The sequence below is a fragment of the Lysinibacillus sp. NPDC093197 genome (genome assembly GCF_044754025.1).
GTDB lineage: Bacteria > Bacillota > Bacilli > Bacillales_A > Planococcaceae > Lysinibacillus.
The window spans coordinates 740568-757339 of record NZ_JBIVOH010000001.1 but is presented as its reverse complement, the minus strand read 5'-3'; the positions used below and the strand labels follow the sequence as shown (position 1 = coordinate 757339).

Here is a 16772-nt window from a genome sequence, read left to right as displayed (position 1 = left end):
AAGAAGAGACCTCTATACATATTGTATAGAGGTCTTTTTTATTGGGGAGCAACATATATTGCTGTACACGAGGGGGCGTATGAATGGAATTACAAGACGTATTAAGAGTCGCTGGAGTGGGACTAGTAGTAGCGCTTCTTCATGTTTTTTTTGATCAAACAGGGAAGAAAGAATTTTCATTTTTCTTATTTTTTATTGCCTACCTATATATGACAGCAGAATTACTCCGATTTTTGCGTCTATTTTTCACTGAAATATTAACATTCTTTCAGTGGTTGACCTCATCTGGGTAAGTAAATGGAAATTGTCATTGTTGCTGTTGTCATGCTGCTTTTATTGTTGCTTATAAAAGAAGTCATACAGCCACTCCACGCGCTAATTAGTGTTATGTTCTCGTTTTTGCTGTTCAGTCTTTTGTTTACGACACTCTTGTTGCCATTCGTCAAACAATTACTCGGAATGCTTACATTTTTGCCTTATGCAAAAGCCATTGTAATAAGTGCGAGCCTTTTTTATGTAGGGCAATGGGTGTCATTGTTACTAGTGGAGAATAGCTATAAAGTTCTCGGCAGCATTGTTTTCGATGCTGTGAAAATTGTTATTTTGTTGTATTGGTTTAAAGAATTTTTGGATGTTTTACAGGGGGTGTCAGCTATTTTACAAAGGTTAAATTAAGGGGCGAGGCTGGTGCAGGAGCAACTCATTTCGTTTTTCATCGATCCATTTTTTCTCTTGCTCAAAATGACGCTTATATTGTGTGGCTACGTCATCATTTTTTTGATTGTCAACATGATATTACCAGAATTTGAAAAAGGGACAAGAATACTTTTTTTTCTCATTGTATTAGCAACAATAGGGCCAGTAGTCGTCAATTCATTTCAACTAATTGATGAGATTGCAAAAGGACTTTCACATATATTCACGGCATTTTACCCAATTCTCACTTCTAGTTTTTTGTTATCTAGTAGCATAACAGCCATTGCTTCTTGGCAGCCTTTTTTGCTTTTTTTTGTACAAGTCCTAACGATTATTAGTAGTAAATGGCTTATCCCAGGTGTGCTTTTTGCCATTGTATTCGATGTATGCAGTGTCATTGTCAAAGAAATATCTTTTACGAGAATTGCAGAGTTGATTCGTTTTACCATTATGAGTATTGTTTCAGCGTCCGTCATTTGCTACATCATTTTAATGTCAGCAAGTGGAGTTGCTGCATTTAGTGTTAATAAGGCTGTTGCAGAACCTGTAAAAAAATTAATAGAAGAAAATATTCCAGTAGTCGGTTCCTTTATCGTTGATAGTTTTTCGATGTTTCAGCATATGACACAATTTTCTACTTCGATTAGTAGTATAAGTGCCTTTATCGCGGTTATCACAGTATCGTTTATACCAACTGTCCAGCTAGTAGTTAGTGCGTATTCGTTAAAACTATTAGCAGCTATTTTAGAACCGATTGCTTTTGATGATATTTGTAAATTACTCGATCATGTTAGTAAATCTCTATTCACTTTATGTGCAGTATCATTTCTAATTGCTTTTTCATTTATGTTTTCTTGTTTTTTCCTTATCGTTTTCGTGCAAGTGATGGTTGGGGGGAGATAGATTGATTCTTTTATTGGCGTTGCTCTTTATTTGTCAATTATTCGTATTTCTAACTGATGACCAACAAATAATTTCACTAACAAAACTTGTCATTACGTTAGTATTTTTGCAAATGCTATTAAAGATTCCATTTATCAATTCATAGGAGGAAACAAGCGTACATACACTTGAAAAAGAGAAGATGAAAGGAGGCAATGTAGAAGTGATGTGGAAAAGGTACGAAAAAAAACAACGTCATTTATCGTCTTAATGCTTATTGCTGCCTCCGTAGGAATTTTCATCGTGTTTCCAATGTATCAAACGAATTCAACAAATGAACGAGTAACACCGAATACGAATGAAGAAAAACTTGAGCAAACGCTTAAGGCTATGCAAGGCGTTGGGGAGGTAAAAGTATATTTTTATTACGGAGAGATGACAGATGCGAAGGATGAAAATAAACTATTTAGCCAGTATTTTCGAGGGACTGACGAAAGTACGAAAGATGTAACAGGAATGCTAATTGTTTCAGAAGGTGCATCAGATATTTTTGTCAAAAATGAAATACGTGCTGTCGTCAGTCAAGTGATGCAATTACCTATTCATCGAATTATTATCGTTCCAATGGAAAATAAGGAGGAAAAGTAAATGCGCGTACGTAGAAGAACAGTTTGGTTTATGACATTATTAAGTCTTGTAGCAGTAATTTCAGTTTATTATTTGGTTGATCCTGCAAAACAATTTAATGGCTTAACGATTTTTACAGATGATACATTACAGCAAACAGCAATTACGGGTGTTACAGATCAGGAGGCAACTAATAAAGATGCAACACAAGAAGTATTGTCTCCAAGTCACTTATTTGAGGAAATGCGTATGCAAGTTAGTGATGAAAGAAGTCAATTACGTCAACAACTAACACAAAAAATTGGTTCAGAAGAATATACTGCTGAAGAAAAAAATGAAGCTTATAATGAAATAGACGGTTTGATTAAACAGGAATCAACAGAGGCAATGCTTGAAATGCTCATTAAATCTTTAGGCTATTCCGATGCTTTTGTTAGAGCGGAAGGTGAGAAAGTTTCTGTCACAGTTATGGCAGAAGAGTTATCAAAATCACAAGCAAATGAGATTATTTATTTAGTAAAAACAGAGTGGGAAGGCGCAAATGACGTTCAAGTTAAATTCAGCGCAAACAACTATTAAAAAATTTAAAGAAAAAAAGGAATATTCCGTTTATTAACTTGTGGTTGTTATATATCAGCATAATGAAAAGGCTTTCGTTTAGTAAAAGAAAGCCTTTTATTATGTTTATATTTACTTAATTTTCATTTAAGTGTTTCAAATTGTGTCAAAAAAATATAGAATAGTGATTGTAGTAGATTTTATTTCATAAGGAGAGTTAGAAATGTTCAAAATTCAAGAAATTCGTGAAATTATTAAATTAGTAGATTCTTCTTCAATCGACGAGTTCGTTTATGAAGTAGATGGCGCAAAAGTTAAATTAAAAAAGAATGGTGTTGTTGTTACTGAAACTGTGGCACCTAAAAAAGAAGAAACAGCCCCTGTTGTACAACAATCTGCACCAGCAGCACCTGTAGCAGCTCCAGCCAAAGTTGAAGAAGCACCAGCACCCGCAACACCTGCAAGTAACGACCCATCGTTACATAAAATTGTATCACCGATGGTAGGTACTTTCTATGCAGCTCCAAACCCAGATTCACCGGCATACGTAAAAGTGGGCGACAAAGTAGGCGACGAAACAATCGTTTGTATCGTAGAAGCAATGAAGCTATTCAACGAAATCGAAGCAGAAGTTAAAGGTGAAATCGTTGAAGTACTTGCAAAAGATGGCGATTTAGTAGAATACGGTCAACCATTATTCCTTGTAAAAGCTGAGTAAGGAGTGCTAACCATGAAAAAAGTATTAATCGCAAACCGCGGCGAAATCGCTGTTCGTATTATTCGTGCCTGTAAAGAGTTAGGCATCAAATCAGTTGCCGTATATTCTGAAGCAGACGCAGAAGCATTACATGTGAAGTTAGCAGACGAAGCATATTGTATCGGTCCGAAGCTATCAAAAGATTCTTATTTAAGCTTCCCTGCATTATTAAGCGTAGCAGAAAAAACAGGAGCAGATGGTATCCACCCAGGTTACGGTTTCGTTTCTGAAAATGCTGATTTTGCTGAAGCATGTGAAAATGCGGGCATTAAATTTATTGGTCCTTCATCTGATTCAATTAAAATCATGGGGATTAAAGACGTTGCTCGTACAACAATGGAAGCAGCAGGTGTTCCACTTGTTCCAGGTACTGGTATTGTACCAGATATCGAAACAGGTAAAGAGTGGGCTGCGAAAATCGGTTACCCTGTAATCATTAAAGCAACTGCTGGGGGTGGCGGTAAAGGTATCCGTGTAGCTCGTACAGAAGAAGAGCTTGTAAAAGGGATTGATATTACGCAAAAAGAGGCTGCTGCAGCGTTTGGCAACCCTGGCGTATATTTAGAAAAATTCATCGAATACTTCCGTCACTGTGAAATTCAAGTGTTAGCTGATAGTTTCGGTAATGTCGTACATTTAGGCGAGCGTGACTGTACAGTTCAACGTCGTATGCAGAAGTTAGTAGAGGAAGCTCCATCTCCTGCACTATCATCTGAACGTCGTGCAGAAATGGGTGCAGCAGCGGTGAAAGCAGCAGAAGCATGTAACTATGAAGGTGCTGGTACAATCGAGTTCATCTACGACTATCAAGAGGACAAGTTCTACTTCATGGAAATGAATACTCGTATTCAAGTAGAACACCCAGTAACAGAAATGATTTCTGGTGTCGATCTTGTTCAACAACAATTAAAAATTGCATCTGGTGAGAAACTTCCATTCACACAAGATGATATTAAAATAAATGGTTGGGCAATTGAATGCCGTATTAACGCAGAAAATGCATACAAAAACTTCATGCCATCAGCTGGTACTGTAGACACTTATATTACACCAGGTGGCTATGGTGTACGTATCGATTCTGCTGTTTATGCAGGTTATACAATTCCTCCATACTACGATTCAATGGTAGCAAAACTTATCGTTCATGCAGATACTCGTGAAGAAGCAATTGCAAAAATGAATCGTGCGCTTAGTGAATTTGAAGTTGCTGGTCCTGGTATTAATACAACAATTCCTTTCCACCAAGCATTAATGAACAACGACGTTTTCAAATCTGCGCAATTCAACACGAAATTCTTGGAAGAAAACGATGTATTAGGAACAAACAAATAATCGTAGCTTGATAAGAGCTATGCTAACTGTTCTTTGAGCGGTGAAGTATGTGAAATTCACTTACTGATATGAATTTGATTGTAGAATAAAATATAAAACAAAACGGAATATCCTATCTGTTTTACCCTCTAACGAATAATTGTTAGAGGGTTTTTTCGTGGGTAAAAAAGGTCAACGTTCGGGTGTTTTCGATTTAGAGTATCCCCCTGGCTATTGGGGTAATAGCGGAAAAGATGCCGATACGAACAAGCAACGAGGAAACTCGGCCGTCACAAGACTTACGCCGTCTTATTTCATAGTTTGCGACATAGGGTAATGACGTTCCACCCAATGTTTATGGAGAGGGCTCGATTTCACTAGTTATCGGTTCTATTGTAAAGTAATTAGAATTATTGTATTATTATGTAAAATAACTTAAATTGGATATAGCTGGAAAAAATAAATGGTAGAGTGTCGTTTTCAAGGACCTATATTCTACATCAGTGCTGATGTAAAAAAGAGGGATTTTTAAAAGGGAAGGGATGCAAATGAAAATTAAATTTTTATTTGGTTTGGCTATTATTAATAGAATTATTTAATTTTTAGGGGGATTAGATGGTTTTTTATAATTTTGAAGAATACGATGATCCAATTTTATATGATAAAGAAAATAAACTATATATGCCTGAATTGCCATTCTTGCTAAAATGGGCGTCTAATATGCAAGGTACTATTATTGATTTAGCTTGTGGCACGGGGAGAATGACAATTCCATTAGCGAAAAATGGTTGCAAGCTGATAGGAGTAGACATACATGAAGGTATGCTAAATGAGGCGAGGAAAAAAGCAACTCATCTTGCTTTTCCAATCGAATGGGTAAAGCAAGACTGTACGACATTGAATTTAACGGTTAAAAGTAATTTCATCTATTCAGTAGGTAATGCTTTTCAACATTTCCTTACAAATCAATCTCAAGATGATTTACTCGCCTCTGTAAACAAGCATTTAGAAATTGACGGCATATTTATTTTTAGTACGAGGTTCCCAAGTGTTGAGGAATTGCTTCAACCGAGTACGGAAGAATATTGGAAAACGTATACGGATAGTGATACGCATTATATTGTTGATCTTTATACAATTAGTCATTATGATTCATTAAATCAAATTCAACAGTATACGACGATTAGAAAGTATAAAAATAGCGATGGTCAAATTGTAGATGAAAAAAGCACCAAAATTAGTTTAAGATATGTGTTTCCAAAAGAAATGGAGAGAATGTTGCTTGGCAATGGATTTGAAATCGCTGCTGTTTATCAGGATTGGAATGAAACGCCGGCAACGAAAGATAGTTATGAATTAATATATGTTTGCAAAAAAATAAGCAAATGATAATGCACTCCTCCTATTAACGTTTCTAGCTTCACTTTGAAAAGAACGATATTAGCAATGGTCTAGTTGTACATAAAAAATGAAAAGCGTCTTTCCTAAGCCAAACCTTCCTTTTTATAGTATAATAAGCGTAACAACAGCATTTGCTTGCGATGCGTAGTGGAAAGGATGATATTGTATGGCAGAGAAAGTAGGACAATCTTTCGTACAACCAACACCTTCTGGTAAAGAAGAGCTTGGGAAAATTGAAGTAGCTGCAGAAGTAATCGAAATTGTAGCTGGAATCGCGGTTAACGAGGTAGAGGGTATCGCAGCAACTCGTGGCAATATAGCAACAGGCGTCGTTGAACGTTTCGGCAAAAAAGTACACAATAAAGGCATTAAATCAGGGGTCACAGAACATGGTGAGATCGCTATTGATGTATTTTGTTCTGTAAAATATGGCTATTCGATTCCGAAAGTGGCAAAGGATGTACAAACGCAAATTCGCCAAGCAATTTTAAATATGACTGCACTTGAAACAGCAGAGGTGAATGTACATATTACAGGTATTCACTTCGAAAAAGAGGAAGTAGTAATTCATTAAGAAAAAAAGGAGCTGCCAGCTTGGTGAACATTTCACCATAGTAGGCAACTCCTTTTTATGTTGTGTATAACTACGCAAACGGATTATAAAGCGATATCTTTTGGTTTCTTCCAGAAAAATGCGAGGATAACACCGAGAACTAAGACGATTGTAGCGAAATAATATGGATAGTTTAAATCAATGTCGAATAACATGCCGCCAATGATTGGTCCAAAAATATTTCCGAGACTTGTGAACATTGAGTTCATGCCTCCGACAAAGCCTTGCTCATTCCCTGCGATTTTCGATAAATAGGAGGTAACAGCAGGTCGGATTAAATCGAAGCCGACAAAAATAAAGAATGTAACAAATAATATAGCGAAATAATGACTAACCATTGTCATCGCAAAGGTCAGAGCGGCAGAAAGTATGAGTGAGTATCGGATAACGTTGATTTCACCCATTTTCTTAGTGAGCCAATCAAATAATAATAACTGCGCAAGCGCGCCAATAATACCACTTCCGGTAATGATAATGGCAATATCTGACGGTGTAAATGCAAATTTATGATCGACGAATAAACTAAAAAGTGATTCGAATGCTGCGAGACCAAATGAAAGGACAAAAATAAGCACAAATGCAATAAAATACAAAGGGCTAAAAATACGCTTTGCACTGCTTAAAATAGAAGGTGCAGCTTCTGTATCATCCATTGCACGCGTAGGTTCTTTTAATAGTGTAAACGACAATAGTGCGGCTATGAAACCGAGTACACCTGCTGCGTAAAAGGGTACACGTGTGCCGTATTCCGCTAAAAATCCACCGAGACCTGGCCCGATAATAAAGCCAGTACTAATGGCTGCACTCATGTAGCCAAGTGCCTTTGGACGCTGTGCCATTGTTGTAATATCAGCGATAAAAGCAGTTACTGCAGGCATGATAAAAGCAGCACTAACACCACCGAGCATGCGTGATATAAATAAAATTTCAATTGAACGACCCATACCGAATAATAGTTCCGAAAGTCCAAAAATAATTAGACCGATAACAATCATAACTTTTCGACCAACTCGATCGACTAGTCTGCCTGCGATAGGCGATACAATAAGTTGAGTAATGGCAAATGCTGCAACCATATAGCCAACGACAGAGCCTGTTATATTCAGTTCATTCATGATAGTTGGCAATACGGGAATAACCAATCCTATCCCTAAAAAGGCAATGAATAAATTGGATAACAAAATAGTTAAGGTTAAAGCTTGTTTCTTGTTCATTTTTCTCTCCTTCAACAGTTCACGATACATGAGATTGATAATCTACTAGATGATTTCCTTCTAATACAATAAACCCTATAGTAACTATAGGGTCAAAAGATTTGTTTTTATTTTTGTATTTATATTCAATGCGCTATTAGTGTGGAAGTAAAACGAAATAGTTATACCGCGTACATCAATTAAATTCCTGTTAAAAAAGGGGTTTAAGCGCAAGAAAGATTGCTAACTAAAAAACTACTATAAAGCATTTTGTCTAATTTTTAATTCGACAATAAATTTCTTTTCACGCTCAGAAGAGATTGTTGCAGGCATATATAATTCATAAACAGTTGATTCAAATGATGCTTGTTGTGAATCAACATATTTTTTAAGCTTTTCATAAAAAGAGAAATACGTATCAGGGTGATAAATAAAAGCGATACATGCATATTTGCCTTCCTGAACAATCGTTTGCTTTACATTATAAGAAAGTTTAGAAAAAGTTCGTTCAGTTAATAGTGGTGTAAATATTGCATCATAAATAATATCGTTCACATCTGTGTAATGAGCGAGCGGATAGATACATCCATAACGACTATTTAAAACACTTCCTTCATTTTCAATAATTTTTGTTAATGTTCCATAGTACGTATTGGTGCTAGATGTTGGTGTAAGTTCAGTCGTAGTGACCTGTAAAATTGGCATTTCTTCCTCAAAACGTGTGTATACCTCTCCGAAGATAGGAATTTCAATTTGCTCTTGCATCTGTTTTTTCGTTTTCAGCAAGGTATATTTCACTTCGTTGAGTCGTGAAATTTTTTCTTCTAAACGTTGCTCTTGTTGTTCTAAAAAGGCAAGTAGCTCTTCAGACGTCAGCATAAGTGCCCTTTTAATGTCCTCAAGCGAAGTGCCGATATATTTTAGCGATTTAATTATATCCAAATAAAAAATCTGACTATCTTTATAGTAACGGTAATTGCTAGCGGAATCCGTATAAGCAGGTTTAAACAAATCTATTTGGTCATAGTATCGGAGTGTCTGTACAGAGAGATTTGCTAATTTTGCGACCTCACCAATAGTATAATAATGTTCTTTCATAGTTGGCCTCCACTAGAGAATAATGTTGCATTTGCTTTAGTTTATTGATTTTTGAAGATGACAAAACGTTTTGTTGATCTTTTTGGACCTGTATCAATTACATAATTTTATGTAGGATCTAATAATAAGGAAGTCAATAATTATGATGGATAATGTAGACACAGTTTTAAATATTTTCGGCTGAAAATTAAAATGGTTTAGTCACATGGTATAATGTTTCAAATTTTAAGCAGATTGCTTTCGACATGTAGAAAAAAATTCGGGAAATCTAAGATTGTCTTCGTTTTTGGGGAACTTTAAATGGTGTTTTTCCGTATAACTAAATGATAGATTTATCAAAGGAAAAATAAAGGTAGCATTTCTTTTTTAAAATATCAATAAAGTTAAAAGTAAAAATAAGTAGAAAGTTGCTTGAAAAAGGTTTCAGATTATTGAAAACTTGCTTGAATTCGTGTTTCTCGTATGAATTTATGCTATTATAAACCTTAATGCCACTTAAGAAGGAGAGCTTTACATGAAACGACATGAAGCACGTGAAAAAGCGTTGCAAGTTTTGTTTCAGCTAGACAATACTGATCTTACAGTCGAAGAAGCAAAAGAACATATTAAAGGTCAACCAACTAATGCTTTCTACGAAAAGATTGTAAATGGAACAGCTGAACATTTAGAGGAAATTGATGCGGTATTAACGCAGCATCTAGAAAAGTGGTCACTTGCCCGTCTACCAAAAATTGAGAGAACAGTTTTAAGACTAGCTGTATACGAACTATTATACATGCAAGAAACACCAAAAAGAGTAGTACTTAATGAAGCAATCGAGTTATGCAAAACATTTGGAGACGATGGATCGTCGAAATTTGTCAATGGCGTACTTTCTAAATTTACAGAACAATAAAAACGTGTTGAATTGGAAGGAGTAACTAAGGTTTATGTCAAGTGCAATTATTAATGGTAAAGAGATTGGTCAAGAAATTCGAAATTCAGTAGCAGAGCGCGTTGCTCGATTAAAAGAGCAAGGATTAACACCAGGCTTAGCAGTTGTTCTAGTTGGGGACAACCAAGCTTCGGCTACATATGTGAGAAATAAGCAAAAATCTTGTGAAGCAATCGGGATGTTTTCAGAGCTAATTAAGCTACCTGAGGAAACTATACAAGAAGAGCTTTTAGTGCAAATTGAATTATTAAATAATCGTGAAGATATTCATGGGATTTTAGTACAATTACCACTGCCAAAACATATTGATGAGAATATTGTTATAGCTACAATCGCTGTTGAAAAAGACGTTGATGGCTTCTCGCCCGTAAGCGTTGGGAAGATGATGCTTGGCCAGGAAACATTTTTACCATGTACACCGTTTGGCGTGATGAAGCTTCTTGAATATTCAGGGATTGAAATCGCAGGTAAGCATGCAGTAATTGTTGGTAGAAGTCATATTGTTGGCAAACCGATGGGCCAACTATTATTACAAAAAGATGCAACAGTGACATATACACATTCAAAAACACCGGATTTACCTTCATTCACAAAACAGGCGGATATTCTAATTGCAGCGGTTGGTCGTGCTAATTTTATTACAAAAGAGCATGTCAAAGAAGGGGCTGTTGTTATTGATGTCGGTATTAACCGTGATGAAAACAACAAACTTTGCGGAGATGTAAACTTTACAGAGGTTGACGGTATTGCATCTCATATTACACCAGTTCCAGGCGGTGTAGGACCGATGACAATCACAATGTTACTCTTCAACACAGTGCAAGCGGCAGAAATAAAACTTGCAAATAAAATGAAGTAATAAATTGAATAGAATCTTTCGTTTGCTTAGAGAGCCATCTCAGTACTTTTGAGGTGGCTCTCTTTTTGCAAAGTACATAGCTGGCTAGTTTTCAATAAGAGAAATTTTCGATAGAGCTTGAGGGAATCGCCTGTAAAATCAAGCGAATTGCCGGTAGAACAGAGGAAATCGCCGATAAAAGGAAGCAAATCGCCGATAGAACAGAGGGAATCGCCGATAGAATAAATCCAATCGCCGATTAATCAAAGCAACTCGCTGAAAAACAGACACATAGTAGCGACTTTAATACGCGCCAAGATGGGAATAAATATGTTACAGTATAGTTTTCAAGTAGTATGAAAGATAGTCGTTTTTTCTAGTGAAACTGTATTTTCTCACGTCATGCGCAATAAAAAATGTTATGATAAGTGTAGTTTTGTGAAAAACTTCATTTTAGTAAAGGAGCCGAAAATTATGTCATCAGCTTCTTATTTAACTGTAAAAGCGTTAACAAAATATATTAAACGAAAATTCGATGCAGATCCACATCTGCGTGAAGTTTATGTCAAAGGTGAGTTATCAAATGTTAAAATCCACCAATCCGGGCATATTTACTTTACTTTAAAAGACGATGGGGCACGTATTGCTGCAACTATGTTTAAAACCGCAGCGACGAAATTAGCGTTCGAGCCAAAAGATGGCATGCAGGTATTTATCCGAGGGGATGTAAACGTTTACGAAGGCTATGGTACATATCAATTATATGTGCAGGAAATGCAGCCGGATGGTATCGGTAGCTTGTTTGTTGCCTTTAACCAGCTAAAAGAACAGCTTCAAAAAGAAGGGCTTTTTAAACCTGAATGGAAGCAGCCAATTCCAAAGTATCCTGAAAAAATAGGTGTCTTAACATCCACTACTGGCGCTGCCATTCGTGATATTTGTACAACATTAAAACGGCGTTATCCACTTGCTGAAATTATGATTTATCCAACACTTGTACAAGGAGCACAAGCTGCACCGAGCATAGTACAAAATATTGAACGTGCTAATCAAGATGCCTTTTGTGACGTATTGTTAGTTGGACGGGGTGGAGGATCTATTGAAGATTTATGGGCGTTTAATGAAGAAGTTGTTGCACGCGCCATATTTGAAAGTCGAATTCCAATTATTAGCGCAGTAGGGCATGAAACGGATACGACGATTGCAGATTTTGTGGCAGATTTGCGTGCGCCGACTCCTACTGCAGCAGCTGAAATGGCTGTGCCGGATCAGCAGGAGTTATATCAACGCGTACTGACGCAAAAATCACAGCTTCATCAGATTGTAAGGGCGCAACTAATAACAGAGCGACAACGTCTAAATAAGCTACAGCAGTCTTACCCTTTATCGATGCCAGATAGATTGTATCGTCCATTTACAGAACGATTAGCACAGCTTGAGACGACTTTGCAAAAAGCGATGCAGGTTGATTTGATGAAAAAAGACGCTCAGCTTCAAAAATTGCATAGCGCTGTGGAGCAGCAATCACCCAAAAAAGCACTTGTCTTTCATCAAAGGGAGTTGGAACATCGCGTTCAGCAGTTAACACGTTCAGCTTCACAGTATGTGACAAAGCAAAAACAACAATTTGAGGCGTCTGTGCGAACACTTGAAGCTTTAAATCCACTCGCTATTTTAACTAGAGGATTTACAGTAGCCTACAAAGATGACAAAGTGTTGAAATCGTCTACTGACTTAAAGCGGCAGGATCAACTAACACTGTCCTTCCACGATGGAAAAGTAATTGCCGAAGTGACAAATGTCTTGCCAAATAATAAGGAGGAATAGAGATGGCGAAAAAGCAACAAACCTTCGCAGAAGCAATGACGGCACTTGAAGAAATAGTCCGCCAATTAGAACAAGGTGATGTACCATTAGAAAATGCGATTGATTTATATAAACAGGGCATGGAGCTTTCGCAATTTTGCCATAGTAAACTACAGCATGCCGAAGAACAATTAATTTCAATTGTCCAAGAGACAGGTGAAACAACAGCATTTGATCCGCTAAAGGGAGAGAACTAGTTAAAATGAACGAACAATTAAAACATTTTATTCAAAGCAACACACCACAAGTAGAAGCTGAAATGTTTGCACTTGTTGAAAAAATTGACGCACCGGCTAATTTAAAGGAGTCGATGCTATATTCATTAAAAGCAGGAGGCAAACGTATTCGCCCGCTGTTTGTATTAGCAGTTTTAGAACAATACGGTAAAGACATAAAAGCAGGGCTAACAGTTGGTGCCGTTATTGAAATGATTCATACGTATTCTTTAATCCACGATGACCTACCAAGCATGGATAACGATGATTTCCGTCGTGGCAAGCCGACCAATCATAAAGTATTTGGAGAAGCGCTGGCAACACTTGCAGGTGATGCATTAAATACACTAGCCTTTGGCATTTTAGCACGTATGGAGCTTTCTGCAGAGCAACGAATTGAACTTGTAAATCTTCTAAGCATCGCAGCTGGTGCCGAAGGGATGGTTGGAGGTCAAGTATTGGATATGGAAGGTGAGCAACGTCAGCTTAACCTAACTGAACTAGAGCATGTCCATGTTAATAAGACGGGTGCACTATTAAGATTTAGTATTGAATCAGGTGCAGTTCTAGCCAATGTATCACAAGAAGATCGAGCTACTTTAAAGGAATATGCGCATCACATCGGCCTAGCCTTCCAAATTCAAGACGATATTTTAGATATAGAAGGAACAACGGAGGAATTAGGCAAAACTGCAGGTAAGGATGTGGCTAGTGATAAAAGCACATACCCTGCATTATTAACCTTAACGGGTGCTAAAGAAAAACTTGCTGACCATTATCAGCTCGCAATAACAGCGCTTGATAAGTTACAAGGAGATGTAAGCTTACTGCGTGAGTTTGCGGCCTATATTGTTCATCGTAAAAACTAAGAGAAAAAATGGGCTTTACAGGTCAAGAATATGCTAGAATAGGTGGGGACGTTTGCCAATAGGCAAACAAAAAAGTGTTCGTACTTTTAGCATATGGATAACACTGTTATAATGGTGGAAACACGATTGCGGTGAATAATTTATTGAAAAGGTGTGTGAGAAAGGTGGATTTAAACAACATTTCTAGTCCATCCTTTTTAAAAAACTTAGATAAGAGAGGGCTTGAACAGCTTGCAAAAGAGATTCGAACTTTCTTAATCGAAAAATGTTCTGTCACAGGTGGTCATATCGGACCGAACCTAGGTGTTGTGGAGCTTACAATTATGCTTCATAAAATGTTTGACAGTCCAAAAGATAAGTTTTTATGGGATGTTGGCCACCAAGCTTACGTGCATAAAATTTTGACAGGTCGTGCGAGTCAATTTGACACATTACGTCAGTTCAAAGGGCTTTGTGGTTTTCCAAAGCTTGTGGAGAGTGAACATGATGAATGGGAAACAGGTCATAGCTCGACATCTTTGTCAGCAGCCATGGGTATGGCAGCAGCACGTGATATAAAAAACGAAAAAAACTTCGTCGTACCGATTATTGGGGACGGTGCTTTAACAGGCGGTATGGCGCTTGAAGCTTTAAATCATATTGGGCATGCAAAAACAAATATGATTGTCATTTTAAATGATAATGAAATGTCCATAGCTCCGAACGTTGGAGCATTACACAACGTATTAGGACGTTTACGTACTGCTAAAGAATATTCAAAAGCAAAAGAAGAGCTAGAATCGTTAATCAATAAAATTCCTGTTCTAGGTGGCAAGCTTGCTTCTACAGCTGAACGATTGAAAGACAGTTTGAAATACTTAGTAGTTTCGGGTGTCTTTTTTGAGGAATTAGGTTTTAAATATTTAGGTCCTATTGATGGGCACGACTTTGAAGCGCTTGAAACAACATTATCATATGCTAAAAAAGTAAAAGGTCCAGTTCTTGTTCATGTCATTACAAAAAAAGGTAAAGGCTACAAACCAGCTGAAGACGATACAATCGGCAACTGGCACGGAACAGGTCCATATAAAATGGAGACTGGTGCATTTGTAAAATCAGAAACAAAAGGTCCTGCTTGGAGTAGTTTAATCGCTGAAACTGTGCGTAAAATTGCGCATGAAGATGAACGAGTTGTGACAATCACACCTGCAATGCCTGTTGGTTCAAAATTACAAGGCATTCAAAAAGATTTTCCAAAACGCTTTTTTGATGTGGGCATAGCGGAACAACATGCTGCAACAATGTCTGCAGGTCTTGCTACCCAAAAAATGAAGCCGTTTTTAGCTATTTACTCAACATTTTTACAACGTGCTTATGACCAAGTACTTCATGATATTGCGCGTCCAAATTTGAATGTCTTTATCGGGATTGACCGTGCCGGCTTAGTTGGTGCAGATGGTGAAACACATCAAGGCGTCTTTGATATTGCATTCCTTCGTCATATTCCAAACATGACGATTATGATGCCAAAGGATGAAAATGAAGGTCAGCATATGGTGAAAACAGCTATTGATTATAATGGAGGTCCGATTGCTCTTCGCTATCCACGTGGAAATGGGATAGGTGTCCCGTTGGATGATGAGCTTATGGCTTTACCAATTGGAAGCTGGGAAGTATTACGTGAGGGGAAAGAAGCTACCATTTTAACATTCGGTACAACCATTCCTATGGCAATGGAAGCAGCACATATGCTAGCTCAACAAGGCATAGAAATCGAAGTAGTGAATGCACGTTTTATTAAGCCAATGGATGAGGATATGCTGCATCGCATATTTACTAGCAATAAGCCAGTGCTAACGATTGAAGAGGCAGTATTACAAGGTGGCTTTGGTAGTGGTGTATTAGAATTTGCACATGACCATAGTTATTTAAATGCAATAATCGATCGAATGGGCATACCTGATCAATTTATCGAGCACGGAAATGTAGACCAACTGCTTGAGGAAATTCATATGACAGCAGAAGATACAGTGGCACGTATGCAAGTGTTACTACAACAAAAACAGCAAGTAGGTTTAAATAAATAATGACAAAACAACCGAAAGAACGTGTAGACATTTTACTTGTTGAGCGTGGACTATGTGAAACACGTGAGAAGGCAAAAAGATCCATTATGGCAGGTCTTGTCTTTTCCAACGAGATACGTATCGACAAAGCAGGAGAAAAGATCGCAATTGATGCTCCGCTACAAGTAAAAGGTTCTGATTTAAAATATGTGAGCCGTGGTGGCTTGAAGTTAGAAAAAGCTTTACAAATTTTTGATATGTCTGTAGAGGGGAAGCTGATGCTTGACATCGGCTCTTCTACAGGTGGGTTTACAGACTGCGCCTTACAAAATGGTGCTAAACATTGCTATGCCCTAGACGTAGGTTCGAATCAGTTAGCATGGAAAATTCGTTCTGATGATCGTGTAACGGTTATGGAAAAAACAAATTTTCGTTACACAACTGCTGCTGATTTAACAGAAGGATTACCAGAGTTTGCAACGATTGATGTCAGCTTTATCTCTTTATCATTGATTTTACCAGTACTAAAAACGGTATTAATGCCAGGTGGCGATGTCATGGCCCTTGTTAAACCTCAGTTTGAAGCAGGTAAAGAAAATGTAGGTAAAAAAGGCATTGTCCGTGATAAAAAGGTACATCTCGATGTTTTAGAAAAAACAGCTGCTATGGCAACGAAAGTTGGCTTTGTGGTAAAAGATGCTTCTTATTCTCCGATTACAGGTGGGGAAGGAAATATTGAATTTTTATTCCATCTAGTGAATCCAATTGCTGATGAAGTTATCCCGCCATATACAGCTTTTAATGCACTCGTCGAAGAAGCGCATAGTGCACTAAAATAACACGTGCTCAGTAAGTAGAGCCGTGTTTTT

The 16772-nt window shown here is 37.3% G+C and carries 19 protein-coding genes; 17 read left to right on the top strand and 2 right to left on the bottom strand.

All coding sequences use genetic code 11. The features are described from left to right. The first annotated feature begins 83 nt into the window (after positions 1-83). The 10 genes from ACIP9G_RS03880 to ACIP9G_RS03835 all read left to right on the top strand — a co-directional run bounded on the left by ACIP9G_RS03880 (position 84) and on the right by ACIP9G_RS03835 (position 6806). Positions 84-293, top strand: a complete 210-nt coding sequence (locus ACIP9G_RS03880; protein ID WP_008179863.1) for a hypothetical protein — start codon at positions 84-86, stop codon at positions 291-293. 4 nt (positions 294-297) lie between these two features. Further along, complete coding sequence (locus ACIP9G_RS03875) at positions 298-675, top strand: hypothetical protein (protein WP_340823850.1); 378 nt, start codon at positions 298-300, stop codon at positions 673-675. A 12-nt stretch (positions 676-687) separates the two neighbouring features. Beyond that, positions 688-1599: a stage III sporulation protein AE gene (locus ACIP9G_RS03870; RefSeq protein WP_340823852.1), complete on the top strand. Its 912-nt coding sequence runs from the start codon at positions 688-690 to the stop codon at positions 1597-1599. A gap of 1 nt (position 1600) precedes the next feature. Then, positions 1601-1744, top strand: a complete 144-nt coding sequence (locus ACIP9G_RS03865) for a hypothetical protein (protein ID WP_173479065.1) — start codon at positions 1601-1603, stop codon at positions 1742-1744. Positions 1745-1806: 62 nt separating this feature from the next. After that, a complete protein-coding gene (locus tag ACIP9G_RS03860; protein WP_340823853.1) occupies positions 1807-2226 on the top strand; it encodes a hypothetical protein in 420 nt (139 codons plus the stop codon). Further along, complete coding sequence (locus ACIP9G_RS03855; protein ID WP_340823854.1) at positions 2227-2784, top strand: SpoIIIAH-like family protein; 558 nt, start codon at positions 2227-2229, stop codon at positions 2782-2784. It begins immediately after the preceding gene. A 202-nt stretch (positions 2785-2986) separates the two neighbouring features. After that, positions 2987-3481 carry an acetyl-CoA carboxylase biotin carboxyl carrier protein gene (gene accB, locus ACIP9G_RS03850; RefSeq protein ID WP_340823855.1) on the top strand — a complete coding sequence of 165 codons (495 nt, stop codon included), beginning with the start codon at positions 2987-2989 and terminating at the stop codon, positions 3479-3481. A gap of 12 nt (positions 3482-3493) precedes the next feature. Then, on the top strand, positions 3494-4852 hold the full coding sequence (gene accC / locus ACIP9G_RS03845) for an acetyl-CoA carboxylase biotin carboxylase subunit (RefSeq protein ID WP_340823857.1): 1359 nt from the start codon (positions 3494-3496) through the stop codon (positions 4850-4852). Positions 4853-5446: 594 nt separating this feature from the next. Further along, positions 5447-6220, top strand: coding sequence for a class I SAM-dependent methyltransferase (locus tag ACIP9G_RS03840; protein ID WP_401017482.1), 774 nt, complete (start codon positions 5447-5449; stop codon positions 6218-6220). A 178-nt stretch (positions 6221-6398) separates the two neighbouring features. After that, complete coding sequence (locus ACIP9G_RS03835) at positions 6399-6806, top strand: Asp23/Gls24 family envelope stress response protein (protein WP_340823860.1); 408 nt, start codon at positions 6399-6401, stop codon at positions 6804-6806. Positions 6807-6889: 83 nt separating this feature from the next. On the opposite strand, the gene ACIP9G_RS03830 is transcribed toward ACIP9G_RS03835, so the two are convergent. Together ACIP9G_RS03830 and ACIP9G_RS03825 are read right to left on the bottom strand one after the other, a co-directional pair. Then, entirely contained in the window at positions 6890-8059 is a 1170-nt protein-coding gene (locus tag ACIP9G_RS03830) for an MFS transporter (RefSeq protein WP_340823862.1), read from the bottom strand. A 237-nt stretch (positions 8060-8296) separates the two neighbouring features. Beyond that, entirely contained in the window at positions 8297-9136 is an 840-nt protein-coding gene (locus ACIP9G_RS03825; protein ID WP_401017481.1) for a MerR family transcriptional regulator, read from the bottom strand. Positions 9137-9650: 514 nt separating this feature from the next. Here ACIP9G_RS03825 and nusB point away from each other — a divergent pair. The 7 genes from nusB (at position 9651) to ACIP9G_RS03790 (ending at position 16742) form a co-directional block, all read left to right on the top strand. Further along, a complete protein-coding gene (gene nusB, locus ACIP9G_RS03820) occupies positions 9651-10031 on the top strand; it encodes a transcription antitermination factor NusB (RefSeq protein ID WP_340823864.1) in 381 nt (126 codons plus the stop codon). Positions 10032-10065: 34 nt separating this feature from the next. Then, positions 10066-10929: a bifunctional methylenetetrahydrofolate dehydrogenase/methenyltetrahydrofolate cyclohydrolase FolD gene (folD, locus tag ACIP9G_RS03815; RefSeq protein WP_401017479.1), complete on the top strand. Its 864-nt coding sequence runs from the start codon at positions 10066-10068 to the stop codon at positions 10927-10929. Between the two features lie 453 nt (positions 10930-11382). Continuing rightward, complete coding sequence (gene xseA / locus ACIP9G_RS03810) at positions 11383-12735, top strand: exodeoxyribonuclease VII large subunit (RefSeq protein ID WP_401017477.1); 1353 nt, start codon at positions 11383-11385, stop codon at positions 12733-12735. Between the two features lie 2 nt (positions 12736-12737). Then, on the top strand, positions 12738-12971 hold the full coding sequence (xseB, locus tag ACIP9G_RS03805) for an exodeoxyribonuclease VII small subunit (RefSeq protein WP_173479030.1): 234 nt from the start codon (positions 12738-12740) through the stop codon (positions 12969-12971). Positions 12972-12976: 5 nt separating this feature from the next. After that, entirely contained in the window at positions 12977-13858 is an 882-nt protein-coding gene (locus tag ACIP9G_RS03800) for a polyprenyl synthetase family protein (RefSeq protein ID WP_340823867.1), read from the top strand. 164 nt (positions 13859-14022) lie between these two features. Beyond that, on the top strand, positions 14023-15924 hold the full coding sequence (gene dxs, locus ACIP9G_RS03795) for a 1-deoxy-D-xylulose-5-phosphate synthase (protein ID WP_340823868.1): 1902 nt from the start codon (positions 14023-14025) through the stop codon (positions 15922-15924). After that, positions 15924-16742: a TlyA family RNA methyltransferase gene (locus ACIP9G_RS03790; protein WP_340823869.1), complete on the top strand. Its 819-nt coding sequence runs from the start codon at positions 15924-15926 to the stop codon at positions 16740-16742. Before dxs ends, ACIP9G_RS03790 begins: the two co-directional genes overlap by 1 nt. Positions 16743-16772: the final 30 nt, after the last annotated feature.

Coding starts and splice junctions, on each gene's coding strand:
- ACIP9G_RS03825 (WP_401017481.1), bottom strand. CDS start 9,136: ATGAAAGAACATTATTATACTATTGGTGAGGTCGCAAAATTAGCAAAT.
- accC (WP_340823857.1), top strand. CDS start 3,494: ATGAAAAAAGTATTAATCGCAAACCGCGGCGAAATCGCTGTTCGTATT.
- ACIP9G_RS03830 (WP_340823862.1), bottom strand. CDS start 8,059: ATGAACAAGAAACAAGCTTTAACCTTAACTATTTTGTTATCCAATTTA.
- ACIP9G_RS03800 (WP_340823867.1), top strand. CDS start 12,977: ATGAACGAACAATTAAAACATTTTATTCAAAGCAACACACCACAAGTA.
- accB (WP_340823855.1), top strand. CDS start 2,987: ATGTTCAAAATTCAAGAAATTCGTGAAATTATTAAATTAGTAGATTCT.
- xseB (WP_173479030.1), top strand. CDS start 12,738: ATGGCGAAAAAGCAACAAACCTTCGCAGAAGCAATGACGGCACTTGAA.
- ACIP9G_RS03875 (WP_340823850.1), top strand. CDS start 298: ATGGAAATTGTCATTGTTGCTGTTGTCATGCTGCTTTTATTGTTGCTT.
- ACIP9G_RS03840 (WP_401017482.1), top strand. CDS start 5,447: ATGGTTTTTTATAATTTTGAAGAATACGATGATCCAATTTTATATGAT.
- ACIP9G_RS03790 (WP_340823869.1), top strand. CDS start 15,924: ATGACAAAACAACCGAAAGAACGTGTAGACATTTTACTTGTTGAGCGT.
- xseA (WP_401017477.1), top strand. CDS start 11,383: ATGTCATCAGCTTCTTATTTAACTGTAAAAGCGTTAACAAAATATATT.
- ACIP9G_RS03855 (WP_340823854.1), top strand. CDS start 2,227: ATGCGCGTACGTAGAAGAACAGTTTGGTTTATGACATTATTAAGTCTT.
- ACIP9G_RS03835 (WP_340823860.1), top strand. CDS start 6,399: ATGGCAGAGAAAGTAGGACAATCTTTCGTACAACCAACACCTTCTGGT.
- folD (WP_401017479.1), top strand. CDS start 10,066: ATGTCAAGTGCAATTATTAATGGTAAAGAGATTGGTCAAGAAATTCGA.
- nusB (WP_340823864.1), top strand. CDS start 9,651: ATGAAACGACATGAAGCACGTGAAAAAGCGTTGCAAGTTTTGTTTCAG.
- ACIP9G_RS03880 (WP_008179863.1), top strand. CDS start 84: ATGGAATTACAAGACGTATTAAGAGTCGCTGGAGTGGGACTAGTAGTA.